Annotated in this window: 24 protein-coding genes and 1 pseudogene; 8 read left to right on the top strand and 17 right to left on the bottom strand. The window is 54.8% G+C overall.

Annotated features, from left to right (window positions below; translation table 11 throughout):
• Positions 1-81 precede the first annotated feature (81 nt).
• The 7 genes from ET33_RS13215 to ET33_RS13185 all read right to left on the bottom strand — a co-directional run bounded on the left by ET33_RS13215 (position 82) and on the right by ET33_RS13185 (position 6,805).
• Positions 82-765 (bottom strand): Crp/Fnr family transcriptional regulator, encoded by a 684-nt coding sequence (locus tag ET33_RS13215; RefSeq protein ID WP_036681722.1) that lies wholly within the window; start codon positions 763-765, stop codon positions 82-84.
• A 108-nt stretch (positions 766-873) separates the two neighbouring features.
• On the bottom strand, positions 874-2,271 hold the full coding sequence (gene sufB, locus ET33_RS13210) for a Fe-S cluster assembly protein SufB (RefSeq protein ID WP_036681719.1): 1,398 nt from the start codon (positions 2,269-2,271) through the stop codon (positions 874-876).
• 15 nt (positions 2,272-2,286) lie between these two features.
• Entirely contained in the window at positions 2,287-2,715 is a 429-nt protein-coding gene (sufU, locus tag ET33_RS13205; protein ID WP_010492177.1) for a Fe-S cluster assembly sulfur transfer protein SufU, read from the bottom strand.
• A complete protein-coding gene (locus ET33_RS13200; RefSeq protein WP_036681715.1) occupies positions 2,702-3,928 on the bottom strand; it encodes a cysteine desulfurase in 1,227 nt (408 codons plus the stop codon). Before ET33_RS13200 ends, sufU begins: the two co-directional genes overlap by 14 nt.
• A complete protein-coding gene (gene sufD, locus ET33_RS13195; protein WP_036681713.1) occupies positions 3,925-5,238 on the bottom strand; it encodes a Fe-S cluster assembly protein SufD in 1,314 nt (437 codons plus the stop codon). Before sufD ends, ET33_RS13200 begins: the two co-directional genes overlap by 4 nt.
• A gap of 29 nt (positions 5,239-5,267) precedes the next feature.
• Positions 5,268-6,098 (bottom strand): Fe-S cluster assembly ATPase SufC, encoded by an 831-nt coding sequence (gene sufC, locus ET33_RS13190; RefSeq protein WP_025852740.1) that lies wholly within the window; start codon positions 6,096-6,098, stop codon positions 5,268-5,270.
• 131 nt (positions 6,099-6,229) lie between these two features.
• A complete protein-coding gene (locus ET33_RS13185; RefSeq protein WP_036681707.1) occupies positions 6,230-6,805 on the bottom strand; it encodes a DUF1802 family protein in 576 nt (191 codons plus the stop codon).
• 159 nt (positions 6,806-6,964) lie between these two features.
• Here ET33_RS13185 and ET33_RS13180 point away from each other — a divergent pair, with 159 nt between their 5' ends.
• Positions 6,965-7,132, top strand: coding sequence for a hypothetical protein (locus tag ET33_RS13180; protein ID WP_036681704.1), 168 nt, complete (start codon positions 6,965-6,967; stop codon positions 7,130-7,132).
• Between the two features lie 78 nt (positions 7,133-7,210).
• Here ET33_RS13180 and ET33_RS13175 read toward each other — a convergent pair whose 3' ends face one another.
• Complete coding sequence (locus tag ET33_RS13175) at positions 7,211-7,390, bottom strand: hypothetical protein (RefSeq protein ID WP_036681701.1); 180 nt, start codon at positions 7,388-7,390, stop codon at positions 7,211-7,213.
• 212 nt (positions 7,391-7,602) lie between these two features.
• Between ET33_RS13175 and mtnK the strand changes: the two genes are divergently transcribed.
• Positions 7,603-8,808, top strand: coding sequence for an S-methyl-5-thioribose kinase (gene mtnK, locus ET33_RS13170; protein WP_036681699.1), 1,206 nt, complete (start codon positions 7,603-7,605; stop codon positions 8,806-8,808).
• Positions 8,809-8,829: 21 nt separating this feature from the next.
• Positions 8,830-9,918 (top strand): S-methyl-5-thioribose-1-phosphate isomerase, encoded by a 1,089-nt coding sequence (gene mtnA, locus ET33_RS13165; protein WP_036681696.1) that lies wholly within the window; start codon positions 8,830-8,832, stop codon positions 9,916-9,918.
• 75 nt (positions 9,919-9,993) lie between these two features.
• On the opposite strand, the gene ET33_RS13160 is transcribed toward mtnA, so the two are convergent.
• Complete coding sequence (locus ET33_RS13160) at positions 9,994-13,080, bottom strand: RCC1 domain-containing protein (RefSeq protein WP_036681694.1); 3,087 nt, start codon at positions 13,078-13,080, stop codon at positions 9,994-9,996.
• Between the two features lie 281 nt (positions 13,081-13,361).
• Here ET33_RS13160 and ET33_RS13155 point away from each other — a divergent pair, with 281 nt between their 5' ends.
• From ET33_RS13155 to nagA, 3 genes are read left to right on the top strand one after another with little or no spacing between them, the layout of a single operon-like run.
• A complete protein-coding gene (locus tag ET33_RS13155; protein ID WP_036681691.1) occupies positions 13,362-14,222 on the top strand; it encodes a MurR/RpiR family transcriptional regulator in 861 nt (286 codons plus the stop codon).
• 3 nt (positions 14,223-14,225) lie between these two features.
• Complete coding sequence (gene nagB / locus ET33_RS13150) at positions 14,226-14,954, top strand: glucosamine-6-phosphate deaminase (protein WP_036681689.1); 729 nt, start codon at positions 14,226-14,228, stop codon at positions 14,952-14,954.
• Positions 14,951-16,135 (top strand): N-acetylglucosamine-6-phosphate deacetylase, encoded by a 1,185-nt coding sequence (nagA, locus tag ET33_RS13145; RefSeq protein ID WP_036681686.1) that lies wholly within the window; start codon positions 14,951-14,953, stop codon positions 16,133-16,135. The genes nagB and nagA overlap by 4 nt, the downstream gene beginning before the upstream one ends.
• 74 nt (positions 16,136-16,209) lie before the next feature.
• Here nagA and ET33_RS13140 read toward each other — a convergent pair whose 3' ends face one another.
• The 7 genes from ET33_RS13140 to ET33_RS13110 all read right to left on the bottom strand — a co-directional run bounded on the left by ET33_RS13140 (position 16,210) and on the right by ET33_RS13110 (position 21,894).
• Positions 16,210-16,794, bottom strand: coding sequence for a hypothetical protein (locus ET33_RS13140; protein ID WP_036681684.1), 585 nt, complete (start codon positions 16,792-16,794; stop codon positions 16,210-16,212).
• Between the two features lie 231 nt (positions 16,795-17,025).
• A complete protein-coding gene (locus ET33_RS13135; protein ID WP_036681682.1) occupies positions 17,026-17,820 on the bottom strand; it encodes an SDR family NAD(P)-dependent oxidoreductase in 795 nt (264 codons plus the stop codon).
• Positions 17,821-17,851: 31 nt separating this feature from the next.
• A complete protein-coding gene (locus tag ET33_RS13130; RefSeq protein WP_036681679.1) occupies positions 17,852-19,012 on the bottom strand; it encodes a UxaA family hydrolase in 1,161 nt (386 codons plus the stop codon).
• A gap of 22 nt (positions 19,013-19,034) precedes the next feature.
• Positions 19,035-19,349, bottom strand: a complete 315-nt coding sequence (locus tag ET33_RS13125) for a UxaA family hydrolase (RefSeq protein ID WP_036681677.1) — start codon at positions 19,347-19,349, stop codon at positions 19,035-19,037.
• Positions 19,350-19,377: 28 nt separating this feature from the next.
• On the bottom strand, positions 19,378-20,289 hold the full coding sequence (locus tag ET33_RS13120; protein ID WP_036681675.1) for a fumarylacetoacetate hydrolase family protein: 912 nt from the start codon (positions 20,287-20,289) through the stop codon (positions 19,378-19,380).
• A 51-nt stretch (positions 20,290-20,340) separates the two neighbouring features.
• The gene (locus ET33_RS13115; protein ID WP_036681673.1) at positions 20,341-21,114 is read right to left on the bottom strand and encodes an SDR family NAD(P)-dependent oxidoreductase; all 774 of its coding nucleotides are present in this window, start codon (positions 21,112-21,114) and stop codon (positions 20,341-20,343) included.
• 18 nt (positions 21,115-21,132) lie between these two features.
• Positions 21,133-21,894: an IclR family transcriptional regulator gene (locus ET33_RS13110; protein WP_036681671.1), complete on the bottom strand. Its 762-nt coding sequence runs from the start codon at positions 21,892-21,894 to the stop codon at positions 21,133-21,135.
• A 128-nt stretch (positions 21,895-22,022) separates the two neighbouring features.
• Between ET33_RS13110 and ET33_RS37430 the strand changes: the two are divergent.
• Positions 22,023-22,130, top strand: a pseudogene (locus ET33_RS37430) (ABC transporter); the annotation flags it as partial.
• 140 nt (positions 22,131-22,270) lie between these two features.
• Here the strand turns inward: ET33_RS37430 and ET33_RS13105 are convergent.
• Positions 22,271-23,617: a hypothetical protein gene (locus ET33_RS13105; protein ID WP_051775313.1), complete on the bottom strand. Its 1,347-nt coding sequence runs from the start codon at positions 23,615-23,617 to the stop codon at positions 22,271-22,273.
• Positions 23,618-24,091: 474 nt separating this feature from the next.
• On the opposite strand from ET33_RS13105, the gene ET33_RS13100 reads away from it, so the two are divergent.
• Positions 24,092-25,564 (top strand): ABC transporter substrate-binding protein, encoded by a 1,473-nt coding sequence (locus ET33_RS13100; protein ID WP_051775343.1) that lies wholly within the window; start codon positions 24,092-24,094, stop codon positions 25,562-25,564.
• Positions 25,565-25,602: the final 38 nt, after the last annotated feature.

Below are 25,602 nucleotides of genomic sequence, written 5' to 3'. Positions count from 1 at the left end.
CGTATAGGTTTTAGCCTCTATACGATACTTCTTTTTCTTTAGGGAAAGATGTAATCCAGTTTACAACTGCAGCCGGAAACCTTACATGATGTTCCTTTCCGAAAGCTTGCCTCGATGAATGTAGATTGTTTTGAATCCGGTCTTAATCACTTGTTCTTTCACCAGATCCTGCAAGGCTGCCGTGACGGCCTCTCGGGTTGCACCGACGAAATTGGCGATTTCTTGATGGGAAAGAGGAATATCGATTTGGTAAAACTCGCAATCCTCCGTGACTCCAAACTGATTGGAAAGCTTAATAAGAATAAACAAAATTTTATCGTGCAGCTTCGCAAGGGCCAAATTTTGAGCCAGCTTGCTCATATCGATCATCCGCTCGCTCAATACTTTCATTAAGTTCATCATAAATCGGGGATGATGAACTAAAAAACTCTCGAATCGATCCTTATTCATCAAACAAATATGACATTCTTCTACTGTTTCTATGTATAGCTCCCGTGTGCCGAATGAAATTCCGGCCATTTCGCCGAACACGTTCCCTTCGCTTAGGATATCCAGAGTGAACTGCTTGCCTTCAGCATTAAGCTTGTACAGGCGGACCTTTCCTTTTTTCACAAAGTAAAGCCCTTCGGCAAAAGTGTCCGGTGTTTGGATATACTGATTTTTCGCAATCGTAGTTATTGAAGTGAGTTGATCCATTTCGACCAAATCTTCCATCGATAGCGAGTTCAGCAGATTGAATTGTGACAGGTATTGAATTTTGTCCATTTCTCTCCCTCATTTGTCCTTAAAAAAAATACGTACCCGGGCGACTTTACACCTAAGCGTAAACGTCGCTACGGACACGTATTTGCATGTTTCCCCGAAAATGAAAACTTAACCGATTGAGCCTTCCATCTCGAATTTGATGAGACGGTTCATCTCGACTGCGTATTCCATCGGCAGTTCTTTCGTGAACGGCTCGATGAAGCCCATAACGATCATTTGCGTCGCTTCTGCTTCCGTCAAGCCGCGGCTCATCAAGTAGAACAGCTGATCCTCGGATACTTTCGAGACGGTCGCTTCGTGCTCCAGCGTAATGTTGTCGTTCATGATTTCGTTGTACGGAATCGTATCGGACGTCGATTCGTTATCCATAATGAGCGTATCGCACTTGATGTTCGCTTTGGAGCCTTCCGAATTGCGTCCAAACGAAGCCAAACCGCGGTACGTTACTTTGCCGCCATGCTTACTGATCGATTTGGATACGATCGTGGATGTCGTGTCCGGCGCCAAGTGCGTCATTTTCGCACCGGCATCCTGATGCTGCCCTTTGCCCGCAACGGCGATGGAAAGCACCATGCCTTTCGCGCCGCGGCCTTTCAGCACAACCGCAGGATATTTCATCGTCAGCTTGGAGCCGATGTTGCCGTCGACCCATTCCATTGTCGCGTTTTCTTCCGCAACCGCACGCTTTGTAACCAGGTTGTAAATGTTCGGCGCCCAGTTTTGGATCGTAGTGTAGCGGACGCGGGAATCTTTGAGGCAGATGATCTCAACGACGGCGCTGTGCAGCGAGTTCGTGCTGTAGACCGGAGCCGTACAACCTTCGACGTAATGCACGAAGCTGCCTTCGTCGGCGATGATGAGCGTACGCTCGAACTGCCCCATGTTTTCCGAGTTGATCCGGAAGTAAGCTTGCAGCGGAATTTCCACCTTCACGCCTTTCGGCACGTAGATGAAGCTGCCGCCGGACCATACCGCACTGTTCAATGCGGCGAATTTATTGTCGCTCGGGGGAATGATCGTCCCGAAGTATTTTTTGAAAATTTCCGGATGCTCTTTAAGCGCCGTGTCGGTGTCCATAAACAGCACGCCTTGCTCTTCCAGATCCTTCTGCATGCTGTGGTAGACGACCTCGGACTCGTACTGAGCGGATACACCTGCCAGGAACTTCTGCTCCGCCTCCGGGATACCGAGCTTGTCGAACGTTTCCTTGATCTCCGTCGGCACTTCTTCCCACGTTTTCCCTTGCTTCTCGGAAGGCTTCACGTAGTATTGAATGTCGTTGAAATCCAAATCGTCCATATTGCCGCCCCAACGCGGCATCGGCATTTTCAAAAACTGCTCCAGCGACTTCAGGCGGAACTCCAGCATCCATTCCGGCTCGCCTTTCATTCTGGAAATCTCGGTCACGATTTCGCGGGTCAGCCCTTTTCCGCTCTGAAACACGGCTTTGTGCTCGTCGCGAAACCCATATTTATATTCTTCCATTTCCGGCATTTTCTTTGCCATGGGTGTCATACCTCCTTATTTGTTGGTGTTTACTTGGTCGATTCCTTTGCGCAGCGCATTCCAAGCCAGTGTCGCGCACTTGATCCGTGCAGGGAATTTGTTCACGCCGGACAAAGCTTCCAAATCTTCGTATTCAAATTCCACAGGCTCGCCTTTCATCAGCCCGGAAAATTTCTCAGCCATCTCCAGCGCTTCTTCGAGCGTCTTGCCCTTGACCGCTTCCGTCATCATCGAAGCGGAAGAAAGGCTGATCGAACAGCCTTCGCCTACGAACTTAGCCGCCTTGACCTTGCCGTCCTCGACCTGCATTTGAAGCTGGATTTTATCGCCACAGGTCGGGTTATTCAGATCGATACTGACGGACTGATTCTCGAAAGTGCCGCGGTTGCGGGGATTTTTGTAATGATCCATAATGACTCTGCGGTATAAATCATCCAATTGCATAGCCGAAGTACTCCTTTGTTTTAATAAGGGAAGCGACCAACCGGTCTACATCGGCTTCGGTGTTGTACAGATAGAAGCTCGCACGGGCAGTTGCCGTGACATTCAGCCAGCGCATCAGCGGTTGGCAGCAATGGTGGCCGGCACGGACCGCGATCCCGTCGGCGTCGAGCACGGTGGCCACATCGTGCGGATGCACCTCGTCCAGGTTGAACGTGATCAATCCCGCCCGATCGTGCTGCGGTCCGTACACCGTCAAGCCTTCGATTTGCAGCATGCGTTCCATCGCGTAGGCGGCCAATTGCTTCTCGTGCTTCTCGATCGCCTCCAAGCCGATGCCGTCCAGAAAATCGATCGCCGCTGCAAGGCCTACGGCTCCTGCGATGATCGGCGTACCGCCTTCGAACTTCCAAGGCAGGTCCTTCCAAGTCGAGTCATACAAGCCGACATGATCGATCATTTCGCCGCCGAATTCGATTGGCTCCATCTCCTGCAGCAGCTCTTTTTTGCCGTACAGGACGCCGATTCCGGTCGGCGCACACATCTTATGGCCCGAGAACGCGTAAAAATCGCAGCCCAGCGCCTGCACGTCCACCTTGAGATGCGGCGTGCTTTGAGCGCCGTCAACAACCATTTTGGCGCCCTTGCGATGCGCGATTTCCGCGATTTCCTTTATCGGGTTTACAACGCCGAGCACATTGGATACGTAAACGACAGATACGATTTTCGTACGCTCGGTAACGGTGCTCTCCACGTCAGCCAGAAGAATCGTGCCGTCCGGCTGCAGCGGAATATACTTCAAGACAGCGCCGGTCGCTTTCGCGACCTGCTGCCATGGAATGAGATTGGCGTGGTGCTCCATCGGCGTAATGACGATTTCGTCCCCTTCGCCGCATACGGCCCGCGCATAGCTTGAAGCCACTAAATTGAGCGCCGTCGTCGCCCCGCGGGTAAAGATGATTTCCTCCGTAGACGAAGCGTTGATAAAGCGCCGCACTTTCTCGCGCGCGCCTTCGTATGCGTCCGTCGCGCGGGAACCGAGCGTATGCACGCCGCGGTGTACGTTTGCGTTGTCGAACTCGTAGTAACGTTTAACGGCTTCGATCACCGAGATCGGCTTTTGCGATGTAGCCGCCGAGTCCAGGTAAACGAGCGGATGGCCGTTCACATCCTGATGAAGAATGGGAAATTGACTGCGTATGTCCGCCGTATTCATTGTCCCAGCTTCCTTTCCACGAGAAGCTGCAGCTGTGACGCGATCTGCTCCAGTGGAATTTGAGACACCACCGGTGCCAGGAAGCCGTAAATGATCAGCCGTTCGGCTTCTTCACGCGAAACGCCGCGCGACATCATATAGTATACCTGTTCTGGGTTCACTTGACCCACGCTGGCCGCATGGCCCGCCGTAACGTCATCCTCGTCGATCAGCAGAATCGGGTTGGCGTCTCCGCGCGCTTTCGGGCTGAGCATCAGCACTTTTTCTGTTTGCTCGCCGTTCGCTTTGGTCGCGCCCTTCTCGATTTTGGTAATGCCGTTGATGATGGCCGTTGCCCCGTCACGCATAACGGCGCGGGTGATCATCTGGCTGTCGGAGCTTTTGCCGAAATGAACTGCCCGGGTGGACACGTTCAGCTTCTGCTCGCCGGTACCGACGCAGATCACCTTTGCATCGGAGGTGGAGCCGTTGCCTTTCAAAATCGACGTCGTATCCGACATCGCGTTGCCGTAATGCATCTCGCCGACGATCCACTCGATGCTTCCGTCGTTCTCCACCAGCGCGCGGCGATACGTCAGATCGGTAATCGATTCGTTCAAATTATGCACCGAGGCAAAGGTTACCTTCGCTCCCGGCTTGACGACGACTTCCACAATGCCGTTTTGCACCAGGCCGTTCACGCTGCCTTCGGAAACGAAGTTGTCGACGTAAGTCACCGACGCATGCTGTTCGGCAACGATCAAGACGTGCGGTGAAAAGCTCGCTTCGGCATCGTCCGTCACGAACAGCGCTTGTACGGGTACTTCCACCTGCACGTTTTTCGGAACGTACAGGAACACGCCGCCGCTCCAAAGCGCCGTATGCAGCGCCGTCAGGCGGTTTTCGTCCTTGCCTACGACAGACATAAAATATTTCTGCACCAGCTCACCGTGGGTTTGGAGCGCTTCTTCGAGGCTCATAAACACAACGCCCTGCTGCTTCAACGTCTCGGAGACGCTGCTGTACACGACGCCCGAGTTTTTCTGTACGATCAGATTGTCCGGGTGTCCTTGCCCGTCGTTCTGCAGCAGGCTCTTGGCCGAGGCCGGCAGTTCTTCGAGCAATGCGAGCTTCGCGCCCGCTTTATAAGTTCCGAAGGAAGCGAGGTTCCAACGGTCGATTCTTGTTTTCTCCAATGTCGGCAATTCGAGCGATCCGGCAAGCTCCAGCGCTTGCGCGCGCAGAGTCGTCATCCACTCCGGCTCTTGTCTTGCTTTGGACAGCTCTACCAAGCTTGCGCGATCGATCGGAAGAACGGTTTGTGTACTCATGGTTAATCCTCCTGTTCCCTTTCGATAGCTTAGTATTTCGGAGCCGTCGTATTCATCGGAATCTTGAATTCCTCTTCGTCCTGGCCTACCCGCTCGTCCACGATCCCAAGCTCTTCTTTCACCCAGTCATAACCTTCGTTTTCCAGACGCTGAGCCAGCTCCGGTCCGCCGGATTTCACGATGCGCCCTTGCATCATCACGTGAACGTAGTCCGGGGTGATGTAGTTCAGCAGGCGTTGGTAGTGGGTGATGATCAGGAAGCCGCGGTCTTCGGAACGCATGGCATTGACGCCCGTCGCCACGATGCGCAGTGCGTCGATATCGAGGCCCGAGTCGATCTCGTCAAGAATAACGATGCTCGGATCCAGCATCATCATTTGCAGAATTTCGTTACGCTTCTTTTCGCCGCCGGAGAAGCCTTCGTTCAAATAGCGGTGCATGAACTCGGGGTTGATCTCCAGCTCTTTCATTTTTGCTTCCATCTGGCGGATGAACTTGATCAGCGAAATTTCGCTGCCTTCCTCGCGGCGGGCATTGATCGCGCTGCGCAGGAAGTCCGCATTCGTCACACCTGTAATTTCGCTCGGATACTGCATGGCAAGAAACAGGCCGGCACGCGCTCTCTCGTCCGTTGCCATCTCAAGCACGTCCTCGCCGTTCAGCGTCACGCTTCCTTCCGTCACTTCGTATTTCGGGTGGCCCATGAGGGTGGACGCCAGCGTACTTTTGCCCGTTCCGTTCGGTCCCATGATCGCATGGACTTCGCCGCCCTTAATCGTCAAGCTAAGGCCTTTCAAAATCTCTTTGCCCTCGACAGTCGCTTTCAAACCGTCTATAGTAAAATGCGGTACGTTTGCCATAGTTTCGTGCCTCCGAGTTTTAATTATTATTTAATGATAATCATTACAAACTGATTATCAATGATTCTCAATAATAATATTATATCTCAATATGCAAAATCAAGAAAGTCCCGTCCGCGGATTTCCCGGAACTATTTTTGTGCAAGCGCCTCCCGAATCCGGTTGGCCTCTATCGCAAAAGCTTCATCCGTCAGCACCGGCCGGCGCGGAGCCCCGTTCAGCGATTCGGGGAGCCCGATCCACGATTTGCACCCGTTATATTCGTCAAGCACCGGGATTCGCACAGGCTCGTCCAGCGCATACACCCTAAGCAGCATGACATGCAGCGGCTTCGTTCGTTTCCACTTCAGCCTCTCTTCGGCAAGCCGGTCCGTCCAAATGTGAAACGGCTTCAGCTTGGCAAGCTGTTCCTCGGTCTCGATCAGGATATCCTCGGCGAGCTCGGCGCAGCATCCGATTTCCGCTTGCTCGCCGTTCCCTTCGGGCGCCCAGTCGTCCACCCGCTCCGCGAACTCCGGCTTGATCAGCTCTTTACGCTGATGCTCATAGGTCGGATACAAATAAAAGCTGTCGGATTCCACTTGAAAATCCCGGGTTTCCTCGCGGATGCCGCCTTTGCGCATAATCAGGATTTGCCGCCCCTGCTTCAAAGCCTCGACGGCCACGGCCCACTCCTTCAGTCCGACCGCCTGTCCTTGCGGTATCATCTCTTGCACCTTCCTCCCTTAGTAGTTTAGCCCATTCGTTTACGCTATTATAGATTTCCAGCCAAAACATTGCAATTCCGAAAGAGCATAAAAACGATCGCAAAAATCGATGCTAAAAACGCTACATCATTCAATCCGCTGCGAGGAGGGTGAAGAGCTATGCGCGAAGGTCTGATTCCAACCGTTCTCGGTACGGCTGTCGCAGCATCCGGTGCCGCTATGCGAAACAAATTCCCGATGGCGGCCGCGGCGGCCGTCGGTTTTGGGCTCGCACACGTCGTGCTGGGAACCATTGACTTGGTGGAGCATCGCAGAAGAACGCAGTAGCCTCCGGGCTTTTGCTCGGCAAACAAAAAGGGAAGGCGCCCATGCCTCCCCTTTTTCAATATGCAATCGTTTGTCCGATCAGTTTCCGTTCTGTACATAATAATTGGAAGCCGAGATTCGTTGGTACTGCTCGTGACTTGCTTTTAAAGGATTCGCATTCAGGGCTACGGACGGATTTTCCGGCGAGGTCCACCCGAGCACGCACAGGATGGCGAAGCACGCCGCGACCAACAGCAATTTACCGAGCAGTTTCTCCATATCAAAAACCTCCAGCTCCGCGTATTTACCTTTATTGTATCTTCCAGCATTAAGCGCATATTATCGGGGTATGAACATTTTGTAAAAGACACGGCCAAGACCGGACAACGCGCACGGAAGGAAAACGCATTTCCTCTATTCCAACGCAAACCAAATTGATTTATACTAGAGAGAATGGCAGTTTTCATATGGAAAAAGGAGGAATTCAACCCATGTCCGCATATCATCCGCTGACGGAATCGGAAGCTATCGATTATGCAAGAAGTTTACCCGACCTGTTTCAACCCGATTCCGAGCTCGCGAGCCGCGAAATCGGGGACGGCAACTTGAATCTGGTGTTCCATATTTCGGAGCCTTCTACCGGGAAAAGCATCATTTTAAAGCAAGCGCTCCCCTATGCCAAAGTCGTAGGCGAATCGTGGCCTTTGACCTTGGACCGCGCTCGGATCGAGAGCGAAGCGTTGATGATTCAGGAATCGCTGTGCCCCGACCTTGTCCCGCACGTATACGCTTATGAGCCGGACTTGGCACTTACGGTCATGCAGGATTTGAGCGACCATATCATTATGCGCAAAGGCTTGATCGAGCGTAACAAATACCCGCTGTTCGCCGAGCATATCGGGACGTTTTTGGCCCGTACTCTTTTTTACACGTCCGACCTCGGCATGAACCAGCAGGAGAAAAAAGAACGGGTCAAACGGTTCATTAACCCGGAGCTGTGCAAAATTACCGAAGACTTGATTTTCGACGATCCGTATATGGATTCGCCGAACAATAACGTGCCACCGGCCATTCGCGACGCCGTCGCCGCCGTCTGGCAGGATACCGGGCTTCATCTGGAAGTGGCGATTCTGCGCGAGAAGTTTTTGACCCATGCCCAGGCGCTGCTGCACGGCGATCTGCATACCGGCAGCATCTTCATCAAGCCGGATTCGACCAAGGTCATCGACCCGGAGTTCGCCTATTACGGCCCGATGGGCTTCGATATCGGCGCGGTGTTCGCCAATCTGCTGCTGAACTTCGCCGCGCAGGAAGGCTGGGGCGAGGACGAGGCTTCGCGCCAAGATTTCCGCAGCTACTTGACCGGCACGATCCGCGACGTATGGGAGACGTTCGAGCGCGAATTCCGGGAGCTGTGGAACCGGCACAGTACCGACCGAATCGCCAAAACGCCGGGTTACCAGGATTGGTACATGAGAGAAGTGCTGCGGGACACGTTCGGCTTCACCGGCAGCAAGATGGTGCGCCGCGTGCACGGTCTGGCGCAGGTGGCCGACATCAATCAAATTCAAGACGAAGCGGCCAAAGAGCGCGCCCAGCGGCTGGCGCTCGCCATCGGCACGTCGCTCATTCAATTTAACCGGCAGGCGTCTTCCATCGAAGAAATGATCGAATTCGCCAAGAAGGCCGTGAAATAAATAAAGGAGTGTGTTGACACCTTGACTACGGAACAAACCAAGCAAGCGGACTGGCTGCAATCCGTCCGTTGGAATTCGTTGGAGGACCGCTTGGATCTGCTCGATCAGCGGCTCCTGCCGGACGAAATCGTCTATTTGGAGCTGACGACCTCCGAGCAAGTATGGGATGCGATTAAGCAGCTCGCCGTCCGCGGCGCGCCGGCCATCGGCATCGCGGCGGCGTTCGGGGTCTATCTCGGCGTGCGGAGCTTCTCCGGAAGCCGGGATGCACTGCTGGCGGAAGTCAACCGCCAATGTGATTACCTCGCGACGTCGCGCCCGACGGCAGTGAATTTGTTTTGGGCGCTGGACCGGATGCGGGCACGGGCCGAGGCGCTGCTCGGCGCAGCGGCATCGGAGGAGACGACGGTGGAGAGCGCGCAGCAGGCGCTGCTGGACGAGGCGCGGGCCATCCAAGCCGAGGACGAGGAAACGTGCCGCTTGATCGGCGAGCACGCGCTGTCTTTGTTCGAGGACGGCATGGGCGTCCTCACGCACTGCAATGCGGGCGGCCTCGCGACCGCAAGGTATGGGACAGCGCTGGCGCCGATGTACCTGGCGCTGGAGAAAGGCATCACGCTTAAAGTGTTTGCGGACGAAACCCGGCCGGTGCTGCAGGGAGCGCGCTTGACAGCGTTCGAGCTGCAGCAGGCGGGCGTCGACGTGACGCTGATCTGCGACAACATGGCCGGCGCCGTTATGGCGAAGGGATGGGTACAGGCGGTCATCGTCGGTACCGACCGCGTAGCCGCCAATGGCGACGTCGCCAACAAGATCGGCACCTACAGCGTCGCCGTACTAGCTAAGGCCCACGGCATTCCGTTCTACGTTGCGTGCCCGATGTCGACGATCGACTTGAACACCCCGACCGGGGCTGATATTCCGATCGAGGAACGACACGAGGACGAAATTACGCAAGGGTTCGGCAAGCGCACTGCGCCGCAAGGCGTGAAGGTGTTCAACCCGGCGTTTGACGTTACGCCGAACGAGTACGTGACGGCCATTATTACGGAAAAAGGCATCGTCCGGGCTCCGTACGGGGATAACTTGCGGAAGCTGTTTACGGAATAATCGCGGAATTATTAATAACGATGGAAAAACGGCCGTTTCCTGTGCGTCTTTGCACGGGAAACGGCCGTTTTCGGTTTAAGGAGCAAATGAATTTGGCTCTTTCATGTAAATAGGATGGATCATCTTCAAAATAAAGAGCACATCGTCACGGTCGAACTTGCCATCTCCGGTAACGTCCGTTTGAGCGCGGATCGCTTTCATCGCCGAATCCAAATCAGTGACGACCGGCAAAAGAGGTCTCACCCGGTCGATAAAGATGGTGTATAGTGCTGTATTTCCGTTCTCAGCCGTCACTTGCAGCTCGACAGGAAGCCTTTGTCCCAAAATGAGCGATTTTACATGCAGCATGCCGCCGCTCCATTCGACGTTGGCTTGCTGATTTCTAAGCGCGAGCTGTGCCTTCGGATCGTCCGGAACGATCTGCAAGCTTACGGTATCCGTCTCGGGACCTACGGTTAATAGATATTGATCGGCCGCGACCATGACAAGCGGAACCGAATTGTAGGTCACGGAACGAAGAGACGTGTTGCCGGATGGGCCGGATTGCCGGGTGACCTCCACATGGAAGCTGCTTATAAAGCCGCTACCGATTTTCGCGACAACGGAAAACGATCTCGTCTGGTTCTCAATCAGATCCGATACCGTAATCGTCCGTCCATAGACGTCATAGGTTACCCCGGTTACCGTGGGCGGGACATAGAACGTCGCATTCGAATCGTACAGCGTAACGCCGAGCTGCACCTGAGTCACGTTCCCAGGCACGCTTAGCGAGTACGTCCGGGTTTCCGGTTTATAGGACAAGGGAGCGTTGGCGTACGACATGCTCATCTCGTTCAAGGTGATTTCATACGGCTGCCCGTGCGTACCTGAACCGCCCGTCAGCACGATTCCTTCCTTCAGCGCGATCACCGGCAGCACCGAACGCGTGCCGTTGTCCTCCTGATCCCGGTTATCGAACCACGCCTTGCCCTCGGCGTTGACAAGCAGCGGATACGCTTTGTTCGCTTGAGCATCGTTCAGCGAATTGATCAGCCAGTGACCGGAAAGCAGCTTAGGATCTATGAGTCCAGATAGTTTGGCCAACTGATCTTTGGTCAGAAGTCCGACATTCGCATTGACGGTAAACGAACCCTTTTCCACCAGTTGTTCCTTCACAAAGTCATAGGTCTTAATACCGAACGGCGAAGCAGCAATCCATCGCTTCGTTTCGCCCAGGCTATTGTAAAAATCCTGGTTCAAATACTTGCCTACGGAGCCTTCCGCGGCCGGATCGAAGCGATAAGCCGGATTATCGGCATTAAATATATTGCTTTTATAGGCATTATTCCAATATAGGCTGGCGACCTGCGTCCCCGGCTTCAAGACCATGGTCCGGCTCGCAGGGTCTATCATCAACCATTGCTTTCCGGCGTAGGAAACGACATCGCCAACGGACAACAACGATAAGGAATCACCCACAGCAGGCTGCCTCACAATCATAATTTCATAAGGAGCCTTGGTCCCGACAACCGAATCGGCCACCTCGAATGTAATCCTGCTTTGTCCTACAGGCAACTGCCCAATCGAAAGCTGGTTTCCGCCATAAGACGCCGTTGCGCCGGAGGAGCCCGCTGAAATTTTTTCTACGGTCATCGCGGAATGGCTCAGCACCATATCGAGGGCCACAGCGTTCATATCGCGTGGAAGACGAAGGCCGTAGGCTCCCTTACCTTCATTGTTCATTACTTTTTGAACGGGAATTCCGTTCGTTGCGGTCAACGACTTGATAGGAGACAAATCGATTTCGCTTGGAGTCGCGCTGTATTCCGGAGCTACCGTTTTCCCCGTTCCGAGCTGACCGCGGCGGTTATCGCCCAAACCGTACAGCTTGTTCCCGCTTGAGAGCATGTAGGTGGTTTTTGCTCCGCCGGCAATGCCGGCGACTTGCTCTCCGGAGTATAAGCCCGAACCTTGCCCTGTTCCGGAACCTCCGGTCCCCGGCAAAGGTACCGCAATCGGAAAAGCAGCGTTGGAACGGTCGGGACGACCGGATTGCCCGAAATCGTTAAGCCCTGTAACGTACAATGTGCGCGGAGTGATCTCTCCGTCCCCGCGAATGAGCAGCGTATGGTCGCCGCCGGCCACCGCCCCCCTCGCGTCTCCGATCGGATCGCCGGTTTCCGTCGTCATGCGGCTAGCATAGCTTCGATGGCCCAAAGTCGGGCCGAGCCCCAACTGCCCATATTCGTTGCTGCCCCAAACGTAGACGCTCTGCCCGTCGCCCTTGGCGATCGAATGCTCATTCCCCGCCGAAATGCCGGAAATGTTCGTCAGCCTGTCGCCTAACGTTTCCGACCGGACGACCTCCACCGGCAAACGCTTGTCGGTCGTCGTGTTGTCGCCGAGCTGTCCTTTGTTGTTGCGGCCCCAGGCCAGCACGGTTTTGTCTGTCGACCGGGCCAAGCTGTGGTAAGCGCCTAAAGCGATCTCTTTTATCCCGGTGAGATCCCCCGTGCCCTCCTTATTTTTCACAAAAACCGGAAACCCGCTTGCAGCCTGATCCCCGCTGCCCAATTGCCCGTATGTATTGTCGCCCCACGCCGCTACTTTTCCGTCGTCGAACAGCAAGGCAGCGTGATCGAATCCGGCGGCCATGGCCGCCACCGGTTCCGCGTCCAGGTCATAGCCCGCACCAAGCTTGACGTTCCCGGGAGCGGTTCTTCCGTTCGTCGTCCCGTCGCCAAGCTGATACTTGTTGTTGCTTCCCCAGGCCTTCACTCTCTTGACCCCGTCTTCGCTTGTCAGCACCAACGTAAACGCGCTTTTGGCTCCCTCCGTCGGGTTGCCGCCGGCAGCGGCCGCCGAGGCGTTCGCGATCCCCGGAACCTGCCGCGGATACGGCTGGTCGGCCCCGCCGGTATCGTAGCCCAGCTGTCCGAAATCGTTCGCCCCCCATGTCCATACGGTTCCGTCCTCCCGTACGGCAACGGTATGCGAATAAGAGGAAGATACGGAAACGAACATCGTATTCGATCCGTCCTGACCGTACGCCTGACTGCGTCCCGGAAGCGACAGCAGCAGACTGAGGCAGACGATGATTGCGAGAATCCAAAGCATTCCTTTTCTTTTGAAGCTTGCATGAGAATAAAAATCTGAAACGTCGACCCGGTCGACCAAATCCACTTGTACTTCACTCCTTCTGCACAAAATCACAGGGATTGCTCTATGAGGCTATTACTTTATTTTACCTTATTTTACTGACACTGTGGGTGAATATTGTCATAATTTTAGAAATTGTCGCCCCGATCCGCAAGAGTTCAAAAGACTCAAAATAATACCGCTTTAGGCCGAAAACAGTTGCGAAAACTAGTGATATTGGCTATGATGAAGAAGAAAATATTTTTCATCATTTTTATCGGTATGAAGAAAATGATTTACAAAATCTTTGCAAAACAGGTGATCTGATGTCCGGTATTCTGCAAGCCTTACGGGAACAGCAGCACCAGATGAATCCGAAGGAACAAATTCTCGCGCAATTTATTTTGGAGCATGCCCACGAGGCCGTTCATTTGAGCATTACGGAGCTGGCCGGACGTTCGGGAACGAGCACCGCGACGGTGTCCCGTTTTTGCCGCAGCTTGCTGTTCAAGGGCTACGGGGATTTTCGCATGAAGCTGTCCGCCGAGCTCGTCCAGCCTGTTCCGGCGAAGCCTTCCTACCAGGACATTGTCGCGGGCAACACGCTTCACAGCATCGCCCAGGCGATTGAAACGAACCATCTGCGTTCGATCTCGGATACGACGCGGCAGCTCGACCTCACGGAGGTCCAACGGGCGGTGGATGCGCTTCACGACGCTCGGCGCATCGATCTGTACGGGATGGCGACCTCGGGGATGGTCGCGTACGATTGCCAGCAAAAGCTGGTGCGCATCGGCAAAATGGCGCAGCATTGGTCGGATTCCCACATGCAGATTACGTCGGCAACAAGCCTCGGCGAGGGCGATGTGGCGTTCGCTTTCTCCTATTCCGGCGAAACCCCCGAAACGCTCGACGCCCTCTTGTGCGCCAAGGAGCGGGGAGCCACGACGATTTCGCTGACCAAGTTCGGGGCCAACCGGATTTCGCAGCTTGCGGATATCCGGCTGTATGCCTCCTCGCTGGAGGAAGGGATGCGCCGCGGCGATATGGCTTCGCGGATCGCTCAGCTGCACGTGGTGGACATTTTGTTTACCGCGCTGCTCAGCCTGCACTTTGACGATTATGTTCCGCTTCTGGAGCAATCGTTTCAAGAAGTGAAAAAATACCGCAAAGAAAAAGGGAGATGAGCCATGAACATCTTAACATTCCGCACACAAGAAGAATTGAACAAAGCCGGTGCCGGCATCATTACCGGACTGCTGCAAACGAATCCAAGAGCCGTGCTCGGTCTTGCGACAGGCAGCACGCCGATCGGCATTTACCGCGAGCTTGTCGAATCGCACCGGCAAGGGCTGGTCAGCTTCGGCAAAGCGACGGCGTTCAATCTTGACGAATACGTCGGTCTTGAGCCGGGGCATCCGGCCAGCTACTATACGTTCATGCAGGAGCACCTGCTCGGTCTCGTCGACATTCCCCCGCAGCAATGCCATATTCCAAGCGGAATCGCGCCGGATCTGCAGGCGGAATGCGTCCGCTACGACAGCCTGCTGGAGCAGTACGGGCAGATCGACTTGCAGCTGCTCGGTCTGGGCCATAACGGGCACATCGGCTTTAACGAGCCGGACGCTACGCTTGAGGGCGGCACGCATCTCGTGGAGCTAAAAGAATCGACCCGCTCGGCGAACGCGCGCTTTTTTGACAAGCCGGAGCAGGTGCCGATGCACGCCCTGACCATGGGAGTCGGAACGATTCTGAAAGCGAAAATGATTCTGCTCGTCGTCCGCGGCGCGGATAAAGCGGAAATCGTACAGCGGGCGCTGCAAGGCCCGATCACGACGGATTGCCCGGCCTCGCTGCTGCAGACGCATCCGCACGTGGTCGTATTGCTGGATTCCGAAGCAGGGGGTTTGCTAAAATGAGCCGCGAAGCATGGGATACCCTGATCGTTAACGCCAAAATCGTCACACCGGATGCGGTGATTCCCGCCGGGTACGCCGCGGTCAAGGACGGTAAAATAGAAGCGCTAGGCTCGATGGCCGAGCTGAACGAAGCGTTGGCCGAAGCGGCCGGCGCGAAAATCGACGCCCGCGGAAGCTGGCTGCTGCCCGGCTTCATCGACGTGCATGTGCACGGCGGCTACGGCAGCGACTTCATGGACGGAACGATCGAATCGCTTGAAAATATTACCCGCTTTCACTCCACACACGGGACGACCAGGATGCTGGCGACCACGGTAACCGGCTCCCCCGAAGCGATCGGCCAAGTTCTGGAGAGCGTCAAGGCGTACCGGGAAAAAGGGATGCCTTACGCGCAATTGGCGGGCGTGCATCTGGAAGGACCGTTCATCAGTCCGAAATGGCCCGGTGCGCAAAATCCGAACTTTATCGTCACACCGAAGCTCGAATGGGTGAAGGAATGGACCAGCTGCTATCCGGGCTTGATTCGCCTCGTTACGCTGGCTCCGGAAACTGAAGGAGCATTGCCGGTCATTGCCTTCCTCGCCGGACAAGGTGTCGTCGTCGCCTGCGGCCATACGGATTCGACCTATGCGCAGATCGGCGAAGCGGTCAAGCATGGGCTGAGCCATGCCGTGCATACGTTCAACGCCATGAAAGGGCTGCACCATCGCGAGCCCGGCGTTGTCGGCGCCGTACTGACCGAGGACAAGATCTGCGCAGAGGTCATCGCTGACGGACACCACGTCCATCCGGCCTGCATCCGGCTGCTGACCCAAACGAAGCGCAGCGATAATCTGCTGCTTATTACTGACGCCATGTCCGCCGCGGGTCTCGGGGACGGCGATTTTGAACTCGGCGGGCTCGCCGTCGTGGTGAAGGACGGCGTCGCAAGGCTTCGCGACGGCGACAGCCTCGCAGGCAGCACGCTGACGATGATGGGCGCCTTCCGCTTTGTGGTCAACACGGTCGGAGTCAGCGTCGAGGAAGCGAGCCGGATGGCCAGTTGGAACCCAGCGAAGCAGCTCGGGCTGCTGGAGCAAACCGGCAGCATCGAAGCCGGCAAGCAGGCGGATCTGCTTCTCGTCACGCCGGAGCTTGACCTCGAACGCGTCTGGGTTCAAGGAAGCGAATTGCACCAATAATCGCGCGACAAAAAACCGGCTGTTTCCGTCTTTTATAGAACGGAACAGCCGGTTTTGTTTTTTAGACAATTCGCTTATTGCGCCATAAGCTGCTGCGTCACGATGTAGAAGCGGAGCTTGTTCAAGTCTTTGGCCGAGATGCTGTAAATTTCGGCGCCGTAGCGAATCGTTTTTTCTTGAATATGGGCGTACCGGACCACGACCTTCGGATGAATCGTTTCTTCGTCGCACATGATCATCGTATCGTAGACATGATTCATTTTGACGGAGAAATCGTTAATTTCAAATCCGAACCCGAGACGGCTGATCCTGCAAAAACGAACCGCCATCGTACGGAAATCGTCGATCAGCGTGCCGTACGTGTTCAGCTTGAAGCTGGGAAACGCCAAGTTCTCGTCGCGGTACATATCGTCCAGTACGGCATCCGGTCTCGCTTCTATATTGAAAATTTCCGAATCCGCCGGCACGAGAATCAGCTTGGATTTGGAAACCTGCAGCACGCGCATTTGCACTCTCTTCTGAAAATCAAAGCAGATGACGGATTCCCCGCCCGTAAAGGAGGACGGCTCCGTGCAGGAAACCTCCATTAAATCCGAACCTTCATAGGACACTTGTCCCTTGTAAACTTTCCCCTGATGAAGCAGCTGCATGTCTTTCATACCAATCACCTCCGCTTGATACCTCTACTATAGCTCCGAATAATTATAAAAGTTTCAGTTAAATATTAGGAGATTATTAGATTTGATGTCGATTGATGTCGTTTAGTGTAACATTTAAACATTTATTAAGATATGCGGAGAGTCGTTAGCTGTGCTGCTCATGGGGATATTCAAAGGGCACGGTGTGCCAAAAAGCCCCCCGGCTTGCGGAGGGCTCGATTCTTGCTGCTATTAATGCTCCATATGATCTTCCGGCTGGGCCGCTTTGACGGTTAGACCGCCGTCGACCATCAGCAGATGGCCGTTGACCTGCATCGCTTCCTCGGAGGCCAGGAATACCACCGCATCCCCGATCTGGCGGGCGGTGCCGAGACGCTTCATCGGATTCGCTTCGATTTCTTTGACCCGGATGGCATCGTCAGCCAAATAGTCCGTGCACATGTCGGTATCGACCGTGCTCGGGCCGACCGCATTGACGTTGATGTTGTACTTGCCAAGCTCGATCGCCATCCCCTTCGTCAGCATGTTCGCTGCCGCTTTGGACGATTGGTAATGCGGAATGACCGGGCTCGTGACGACGAGGCTGGCGGTCGACAAGACGTTGACGATTTTGCCGTAACGCTTTTCGATCATGGACTTCGCCGCCAACTGCGAACAGAGGAAAATCGATTTGACATTCGTATTGTACGTCCGGTCCCACGTCTCCTCCGTGCATTTCAAGAACGGCTCGAACGGCGCGATTCCGGCGTTGTTGACGAGAATTTCCACATCGCCCAGCAGCTCCTGCACCTGCCGGAACATGTCTTCCACCTGCTGCTTGCTGCCTACGTCGGCTTGAACCACTATCGCTTTAACGCCGTGCGCTTCCGCCTGCTTCTTCACATTCTCTGCCAGCGGGCGCGAACGCTCGGAAGTGAAGTTAATAGCGACATGCGCGCCTTCCTCAGCCAAACGAATGGCAATCGCTTCGCCAATGCCCCGGCTGGCCCCCGTAACGAGCGCAACCCGTCCTGCCAATCTTCCCATAAATCCATGCCTCCTTCGTTGTGTAGTAAGCTTACAAGCTCGGTCCGATCCGGTTGATGCTGAATTCGGTATGGCCCAAAATTTCGGCCTTCGTCAGCTTGCCGTTTGCGACCGCTTGAATTTCTTCCCAAACGACCTGACCTGCCGCCTCCAGGCTGAGCGTGCCTTCCAGCATATCGCTGACGTCGACGTCCATATTGTCCGACATTCGCTCGAACATCCGTTTGTTGCCGGTAATTTTGATGACCGGAATGACGGCGGCTCCGGTAGGCGTCCCCCGCCCCGTCGTAAAGCAGACCAGATGCGCGCCACCCGCCGCCATCCCGGAGACGCATTCGATGTCGTTGCCCGGCGAATCCATAAAATAAAGCCCGTGTTTCGGAATGTCCTCGGCGTACTCTATGACGCCTTTGATCGGCGCGGTGCCGCATTTGCTGATGCAGCCGAGCGATTTTTCCTCGATCGTCGTCAGTCCCCCGGCAATATTGCCCGGGCTTGGATTGCCGCCCCGCATGTCGGCGCCCATCCGCTCGACTTCCTTCTCGAAGCGGTCGACGATATGGTACAGCTTCTCCGAAATGTCCGGTGCGGCGCAGCGTGAAGCGAGCACATACTCGGCACCGATAATTTCCGTCGTTTCCCCGATCACGACACCGCCGCCCTGCTGAATGAGCGAGTCGGCTGCCGCGCCGAGCGCCGGATTGGAGGCAAGCCCCGAGGTCGCGTCCGAGCCGCCGCACTTCACCCCGATGATCAGCTCGCTGAAAGGTATCGGCTCGGGCTTCATTTCATCGAGCTGGACGCGCATTTTCCGCGCGATTTCCACTCCGTGCTGGATCGCTTTCACGGAACCGCCGACCGATTGAATGTCGAACACTTCGACCGGCTTGCCTGTCGGACGGATCGCTTCGGCCAACGCATGCGGATCGACGACCTCGCAGCCGAGGCTGATGATGATAACGCCGCCGACGTTCGGATTGCGGCCTGTTCCCGCCAGCACGTCGAAGGTGCGGTCTTTGTCCGCGCCGATCTGGCTGCAGCCGTGCTGGTGGGGAATCGCTACCGTGTCCGGAACCATCTGGTTGATCCGGGTGCACACTTGGTTGGCGCAAATGACGGTCGGGATAATCAGCAAATGATTGCGGATGCCCACGTCGCCGTTCGGTCTTCTATAGCCCATCATGTGATTCATGAGTACTCGTTCTCCCTTCGCTTCACGCTTTCGCCTGATCTCCGCGACCGCGGATGCCTTCGACGTTATGCACGTGAACATGCTGCCCTGCAAGGATCTGGGTAGTCGTCCGTCCGATCACTTCGCCGTACTTGCGGATATCTGTCCCGGCCGGGATATCTTGAATCGCAAGTTTATGTCCAAACGGAACGTCGTCCAGCAGCGTTACTTCCTGAACTTGCTCCTGTACCCGGAAGGTGATCCGCTGTCCCTGCTTCAAATCTTTGATCGCCGTCGCCACATGGTCGTGCGGGTCCATCACGAGCGCGTCCGCGCCTGCAATAATCGGTCCTGCCATCCGTCGTTCCTCCTTTTGTCCGCTGCCGTTACGCTCGCTCGTTAACCATGCGGTTCGTCAGCGAGCCCAGCTTCTCGATCTCGATCGTGACGACGTCGCCGTCTTTCAGGTAAACCTGCTTCTCCTCCGGATATCCGAGCACGACGCCCTCCGGGGTGCCGGTCAATATGACATCGCCCGGTACCAGCGTCATATGCTGCGAAATGTAGCTGACGATTTCGTCGCAATGGAATATCATGTCCGACGTATTGGAGTTCTGGCGTACCTCGCCGTTCACGATGCAGCGGATGGCAAGGTTGTTCGGATCGCCGACTTCATCGGCTGTCACCAGATAAGGCCCAAGGGGACTGAAGCCGTCGCACGACTTGCCGAGCAGCCATTGCTGGGTGCGCATCTGCAGGTCGCGGGCGGACAAGTCGTTCACGTTGCAGTAGCCGAACACGTGTTCCAGCGCGGCTTCTTTGGAGACGTACTTGGCTTTCTTGCCGATCACGATGACCAGCTCCGCCTCGTAATCCACCTTGCTCGTTACGCTGACCGGCAGCGGCACGTCCTGTCCGTGACCCGTCAGCGTATTGTTGAATTTGTTGAACAGGATCGGATACTGCGGAATCGGCGCGTTCGTTTCTTCCGCATGCTTGCGGTAGTTCAGCCCGACGCAGATGATTTTGTTCGGATGCGGAACGCACGGACCGTAAGTAAGCCCGGCTTCATCCAACACATACGCCTCGCTGCCGCCGGACGCGAGCGCTTGGTCCACGTAAGCTTGCAGCGCCGTAACCGCAAAAGGTCCGCCTTCGATGACTTCGTGCGCCGTCTGCGGCACGTCGACGTTTCCGGCAGGGACCGCTGCAAGTGCTTTAGCGATATGTACGACACCGCGATCGGTCTTGACGCCGAGCCGTTCCTGTCCGTCCTCGATAAAAGTAAGCAGTTTCATATTCGAATATGCCTCCTTGGCTTATTGTAGGCCTGGTCTTAAAACGATGCGTTACGCGTTCTTGCCGAAAACGACGCCCCCGTCGATATATAGCGGGGAGCCCATCATAAATTTCGACTCGTCCGAAGCAAGGAACAGCGCCGCTTTCGCCACGTCGTCCGGGCGTCCCAGGTCGCCGCTCAGCTGGCGTTTTTTCAGCGATTCGTAAGCTTCCTCCGGATTGTCGTAGGAGTTCCGCAAAAAATTTTCCACGAACGGCGTCAGGATCGTGCCCGGCAGCAGCGCGTTCACGCGGATGTTGTATGGAGCGTAATCGACCTGCATCGATTTGGTCAGCGCTAGCACGGCTCCTTTGGTCGCGGAATACGATGCCCTGCGCGCCAGCCCGATTTCGGCAATGCAGGAGGACATGTTAATGATCGAGCCTTCTTTGCGCTGCATCATATGCGGCAGGACGTACTTGCACGGGAGGAACGTGCCGCGGATATTGACCGTCATGACGCGGTCCCATGCCTCGGGCTCCACTTCGTGGATCGCCCCTACGCCGCTGATGCCGGCATTGTTAAACAGCACGTCGATCCGGCCGTACTTAGAGATGACGGTATCCACCAGCGTTTGAACGGACTCGGGATTCGTCACGTCGGCTTGCACGAACAGCGCGTTCCCGCCGGCCTGACGTATTTCCTCCACCGTCTCCTGCCCTTTATCCTCCGCCAAATCGTTGACAATAACCGTCGCGCCTTCGCGGGCGAACAGTTGGGCCGTGCTTTTCCCGATGCCCGAGCCGGACCCGGTAATGAGCGTTACCTTATTGTGCAATCTCACAGGGTTCACATCCTTCGGTTAAGTGGTGGTTTGATACTGCGACAGCCTCTCGGCGAGCGCGCATATTTCATGCCGGGCCAGCTCGCGCTTCGCCTCCCATTCGTGCTGGAACATGGAGCAGCTGATCGCCGCGACGACTTTCCCGTCGCCGGAACGAACCGGGGCGGCTACACAGCAGAAGCCCATGACCGCTTCCTGCAAGTCGAACGCATAACCGCTCGTCCGCACATCTTCAAGCTGGCGAACCAGGTCGGAGCGCTTCTGCAGCGTGTGTGGCGTCAGGCACGGATCGAGCGTTTCCGAAGCGTACAGCGTCCCGAGCTCGGGCTCGGCGACCCATGCCAGCATCGCCTTGCCCAACGCCGTCGCGTGAGCGGGATATTTGATCCCGGGCTCCGACGATAAGCGTACCGGGGAAGGCATCTCTTCCTTCGCCAAATAAAGCACCTCGTTCCGTTCCAGCTTCGCCAGCTGAATCGTCTCTTTGATGACGTGCTTGGTGACGGAGGCTTCCTTGCGGAACCGGTCGATCAAGCTGAATTGCTTGAAAAAAGCGTTTCCAATGTAGCCCAGCTTGGATCCTAGCGAATACGTCGCGTCATCCTCCCGTACGACCCAGTCCAGCGCTTCCATCGTGGCGAGCAGGGAAAACATTGAGCTTTTGTTGATCCCGAGCCGCTTCGACAGATCGATCAATTTCAGGCTGGAGGGCTGCTCCGAGATCGCTTGGAGCACAAGGTTGGATTTTTCGAGGGCAGGTACCCAATATTTCTTGTCCATGCTTCCTCCAAAATGCAGTTGGTTTTGTATAATAAACCAAGGTTTTATATAATTGACACTTTCATAGTACCACCGCGCTTTCGAAGGTGTCAATCGGAATTTGGCCTTCGGGCGGCGGGATGAAATGGATTGTCGTCGTTACCGAGGAAGGGGTTTCCGAGCAGGGGCGCCATGACGAGCTCGTGTCTTCGGGAGGCGTGTACAGCCGACTGCATCAAGCACAGTTCGGATCCTAGACTGTGAACGATGAAGAACCGTCCACGCAAAAAACGCAGACGGTTCTTTTCGTTTTTCTTACAGATTCTTCAAAGCAGACGGACGTTCCGTCTTTTCCCCGCCCGTGACGCTGCGCCGTAGCTTCAGCGCTCCAGATCGATTACGGTTTCGTTAAATGCTTGCCGGAAATAAGATAAACCCACTTTCCGTCAGGACTGCTACCCGCCACCGAAGTACCGCTCCCAACGCCCGAGACGATCTTATGCTCCGCACGTTTGTCCGCGTCGAACATGACGAGGTCTTGATTATAAACCGAATCCTTAGGTGCATCCGGGCTCTCCTGCGTTCTGAGGAGCAGATGAGTTCCGCTAATCCACTTTCCGTCTCCCTGGATATCCTCCGAGATTTTGACGGTGCCTTTATAAATTCCGGCGTGGTAATACAATTGATAGATCCCGTCGCTCGTACGGGTAAAGCCTCCCCATAAATCGTCGGGCAGCGGCAGTTTTAAAGGCTCGAGCTTCCCGGTCTTCCAAGTGTAAACGTACCGCTTTTCGTGGCCGGTGTCCGTTTCCATCATGATGTATACGCGCTCTCCGTCGTCCTCGAAACCAACCGGCAATTTGCCGGCATGCGTCTGGTTGATGGGCACTCTGCCGACCAATGCCTTGGACAACCGCCGTTCCTTGCCGGACTTCAGATCGAGAATGAGCAAATCGGGATCATTTTCCTGCTCTTTGACGCCCACCGCCATAATCAGCCGGGTACGGTCTTTACTGAAGCCCGCTCCATGCACGTAATCGTTCAATCGGATCGCAGCGGCCGTATCGTTCGCCGGAATTTCCGTCCCCTGCTCCGGTTGCTCGTAAAAGAACCCCCGGCGGTCGGCAATGAAGTTCCCGCTACCCATATAACGGGTCATCAATTTATTGGGGTACGGGATAAATTTTTTCTCTTTCACATCGTACACGGTGTAAATACCTTCAAAGGGAGCATCGCATTGACAATAATGAGTCGTACGGCTGAGCAGCAAAAACTTTCCTGCTTCATCCAGCATTTCGATTCCGTAAGGCGGATCGAACGAAGTGAGCGACTCCGAGCTTTTGCCGTCTACGGACATTTTCCACAATTGATTCGGCCGCTCTACAACTCCTTTGAACGAAGGAGTTTCGCCAAGCGTCCTCCCGCTCTTCGTTTTCGCTCCCGAGACGCTTAGCTGATAAGAATGAAACGTTGGCTCGGGCAGTGAAATTTCCTTAACCGTCAAGTCCAGCTCCCGATCGTTGACCCACCGGTAATCGAAGGAAGGCACGATCCCGTCCCCGAAGGCTCCTTCCTTCTCCGTATACCGCTTGGCTTGTTCCAGCAAGGCGGCTTCCACCGAGGCCCAATCCATCGCTTCGCCGAATTCCAGCGTAAACTGCTGCTTCGTCGGAGCAACATTCGTCGCGACGGGGGATTGCAGCCGAGGCTCATCCTTTAGCCGGATCCGTACGTCATTCTTCATCGCTTGGTCACCTAAGGACGTCTGACCGTTCAATGCAGTGGAAGGCGTTTCCGTCGAGGTTGTCGGACCTCCTTGTATGGCGGACGGCTGCTCAACGGGGCTTTTTTCCGAGCACCCGGCTATCAAGAGAGTGACGGCAAGTGCCACGGCGGACGACAATGTTAGGAAATACGTTTTCAGTAAAACAACCCCCTTTGGAGTTCGCATCTAAATGGTATTGACGTGTCGTTCTGCCAAATGTTGCATGCTGCCGGGCAATGAGGTTTCCTTTTTTAGTCAAATTTTTCGAGCTTCAAACGCTGCGAATCGACCCCGAACACAAATTGTAAAGAAATTATAAAGAAAATTTTAGAAAGAAAAATGAATTCTTTTCTGCCTTTCATCCGTCTATTAATGTGGGATGAAGAAATAATTGGGAAAAGACGGCGGGGCAAGGTAATTATGCCGTCTTTCGGAAAAGGTGGAGAAAAAGCAATGAAACGAAGTCGTATTGGGCTCACGGCCGGGCTGGCTGTAGCCGTGCTGATTGCGGGATGTAACTCAGGGGGAGGAGCCAAACCGTCCAAGACGCTTAAGGAGCTTGGCAAAGACGAGAAAGCGAGCATCAAGGTCGTATACTGGGACAAAAATTACTTTTTCCAGCAATACGGCAACTTGTTCTCGGCAAAATTTCCGAATATTGACGTGCAAGTCGTTTCTATGCAAAACATCTACGGCAGCGGCAAGGACCCGAACGAGGCATTCCAGAAGCTTATTGACGAAGAAAAACCGGATGTGCTTATGTTCGACTCGCCGGATACGTTCGAGAAGTGGGCCAATGACGGCAAGCTGTACCAGCTCGACGACGTCATTCGTCAGGACAAGTTCGACATCGAAAATATTTTGCCGAGTGTCGTGGAGCAGATCAAAGCGAAAGGCAACGGCAATATTTACGGGTTGACCCCTTCCTTCTACGGTCAGGCGTTATTTTATAATAAGGATTTATTCGAGAAGCACGGTGTCCCGCTGCCGAAAAACAAGATGAGCTGGAACGAAGTGCTTGACCTTGCCAAGCGGTTTCCGAAGGACGGGCAAGGCGATAACCGGATCTACGGCTTTGCGGAGAACACATCGTATGCTTTCTCCGATAAGAAGCAGGTTGCTTTTCAAATGATGAACGCTATCGGAGGGACCAGCGGATTAACCTTCGTCGACCCGGACAAAGGAGCGGTCACGATCCAATCGGACGGCTGGAAAGAAGCGCTTCTTACGACAGTGGAAGCTTTAAAATCGGGGGCGGTGTTTGCCGGCAGCGACGAAAAATTCGATCCAAATAAGCCGATGATGATGGAAGACCATATGAAGAAAGATTTGTTCGCCACCGGAAGACTTGCCATGACGGTTGGAGGATCTTATATGATTAGCAGCCTTCAACGCACCAAGGAAACGCTGAAAGACATAACGCCTGTCAACTGGGATATCGTTACCGTACCGGTCGATCCGAAAAACCCGGAAGTTTCAAACTCCGTCTCCCTTTCCGGGCTGTTCGCCGTCAATGCCAATTCTTCCAATCCGAGAGCGGCTTGGGAGCTCGTCAAGTATATTAACAGCGAGGAAATGGCCAGATTGCTGACCAAGTCCGAAGACGGGGCGATGCTTTCCCGGACGGCTTACGCCAAAGAACGCGAGGGCCGCAGTATGGAGCCATTCTATATGCTGAAAATGAGCGAGAACAGCCTTTACAAAAACTTCAACAAAATCCCGTACGAATTTTTTTATCAACCGTTCAACGAGTTGGCCGGAAACGAAATCCAGTCCGTTATCGAAGGCAAGAAATCGGTGGACGATGCGCTCAAGACAATACAGGAAAAAGGGCAGGAAATTTATATTAAAGCCAAGCAGGAGCAGGATGCCAAGAATGCGAAGGAAGGCAAAGATCAGAAGCCTGCCGAACCGGCTAAAAACTAAAGTTTAAACAAAGCAGCGGCGTCTGGGGAATGGCAAAA

The organism is Paenibacillus tyrphae (assembly GCF_000722545.1).
Taxonomy (GTDB): Bacteria; Bacillota; Bacilli; order Paenibacillales; family NBRC-103111; genus Paenibacillus_G; species Paenibacillus_G tyrfis.
The sequence above is the reverse complement of the archived record's forward strand: the minus strand, read 5'-3'. Positions and strand labels throughout refer to the sequence as shown.

Excerpts from the sequence above, each read along its gene's own strand:
- ET33_RS13105 (WP_051775313.1), bottom strand. The coding sequence starts at position 23,617 with ATGAAGAATGACGTACGGATCCGGCTAAAGGATGAGCCTCGGCTGCAA.
- nagA (WP_036681686.1), top strand. The coding sequence starts at position 14,951 with ATGAGCCGCGAAGCATGGGATACCCTGATCGTTAACGCCAAAATCGTC.
- ET33_RS13155 (WP_036681691.1), top strand. The coding sequence starts at position 13,362 with ATGTCCGGTATTCTGCAAGCCTTACGGGAACAGCAGCACCAGATGAAT.
- sufB (WP_036681719.1), bottom strand. The coding sequence starts at position 2,271 with ATGGCAAAGAAAATGCCGGAAATGGAAGAATATAAATATGGGTTTCGC.
- ET33_RS13100 (WP_051775343.1), top strand. The coding sequence starts at position 24,092 with ATGAAACGAAGTCGTATTGGGCTCACGGCCGGGCTGGCTGTAGCCGTG.
- ET33_RS13110 (WP_036681671.1), bottom strand. The coding sequence starts at position 21,894 with ATGGACAAGAAATATTGGGTACCTGCCCTCGAAAAATCCAACCTTGTG.
- ET33_RS13140 (WP_036681684.1), bottom strand. The coding sequence starts at position 16,794 with ATGAAAGACATGCAGCTGCTTCATCAGGGGAAAGTTTACAAGGGACAA.
- ET33_RS13175 (WP_036681701.1), bottom strand. The coding sequence starts at position 7,390 with ATGGAGAAACTGCTCGGTAAATTGCTGTTGGTCGCGGCGTGCTTCGCC.
- ET33_RS13120 (WP_036681675.1), bottom strand. The coding sequence starts at position 20,289 with ATGAAACTGCTTACTTTTATCGAGGACGGACAGGAACGGCTCGGCGTC.
- ET33_RS13130 (WP_036681679.1), bottom strand. The coding sequence starts at position 19,012 with ATGAATCACATGATGGGCTATAGAAGACCGAACGGCGACGTGGGCATC.
- sufD (WP_036681713.1), bottom strand. The coding sequence starts at position 5,238 with ATGAGTACACAAACCGTTCTTCCGATCGATCGCGCAAGCTTGGTAGAG.
- ET33_RS13215 (WP_036681722.1), bottom strand. The coding sequence starts at position 765 with ATGGACAAAATTCAATACCTGTCACAATTCAATCTGCTGAACTCGCTA.
- ET33_RS13180 (WP_036681704.1), top strand. The coding sequence starts at position 6,965 with ATGCGCGAAGGTCTGATTCCAACCGTTCTCGGTACGGCTGTCGCAGCA.
- sufU (WP_010492177.1), bottom strand. The coding sequence starts at position 2,715 with ATGCAATTGGATGATTTATACCGCAGAGTCATTATGGATCATTACAAA.
- ET33_RS13135 (WP_036681682.1), bottom strand. The coding sequence starts at position 17,820 with ATGGGAAGATTGGCAGGACGGGTTGCGCTCGTTACGGGGGCCAGCCGG.
- ET33_RS13200 (WP_036681715.1), bottom strand. The coding sequence starts at position 3,928 with ATGAATACGGCGGACATACGCAGTCAATTTCCCATTCTTCATCAGGAT.
- ET33_RS13185 (WP_036681707.1), bottom strand. The coding sequence starts at position 6,805 with ATGATACCGCAAGGACAGGCGGTCGGACTGAAGGAGTGGGCCGTGGCC.
- nagB (WP_036681689.1), top strand. The coding sequence starts at position 14,226 with ATGAACATCTTAACATTCCGCACACAAGAAGAATTGAACAAAGCCGGT.
- ET33_RS13125 (WP_036681677.1), bottom strand. The coding sequence starts at position 19,349 with ATGGCAGGACCGATTATTGCAGGCGCGGACGCGCTCGTGATGGACCCG.
- sufC (WP_025852740.1), bottom strand. The coding sequence starts at position 6,098 with ATGGCAAACGTACCGCATTTTACTATAGACGGTTTGAAAGCGACTGTC.
- mtnK (WP_036681699.1), top strand. The coding sequence starts at position 7,603 with ATGTCCGCATATCATCCGCTGACGGAATCGGAAGCTATCGATTATGCA.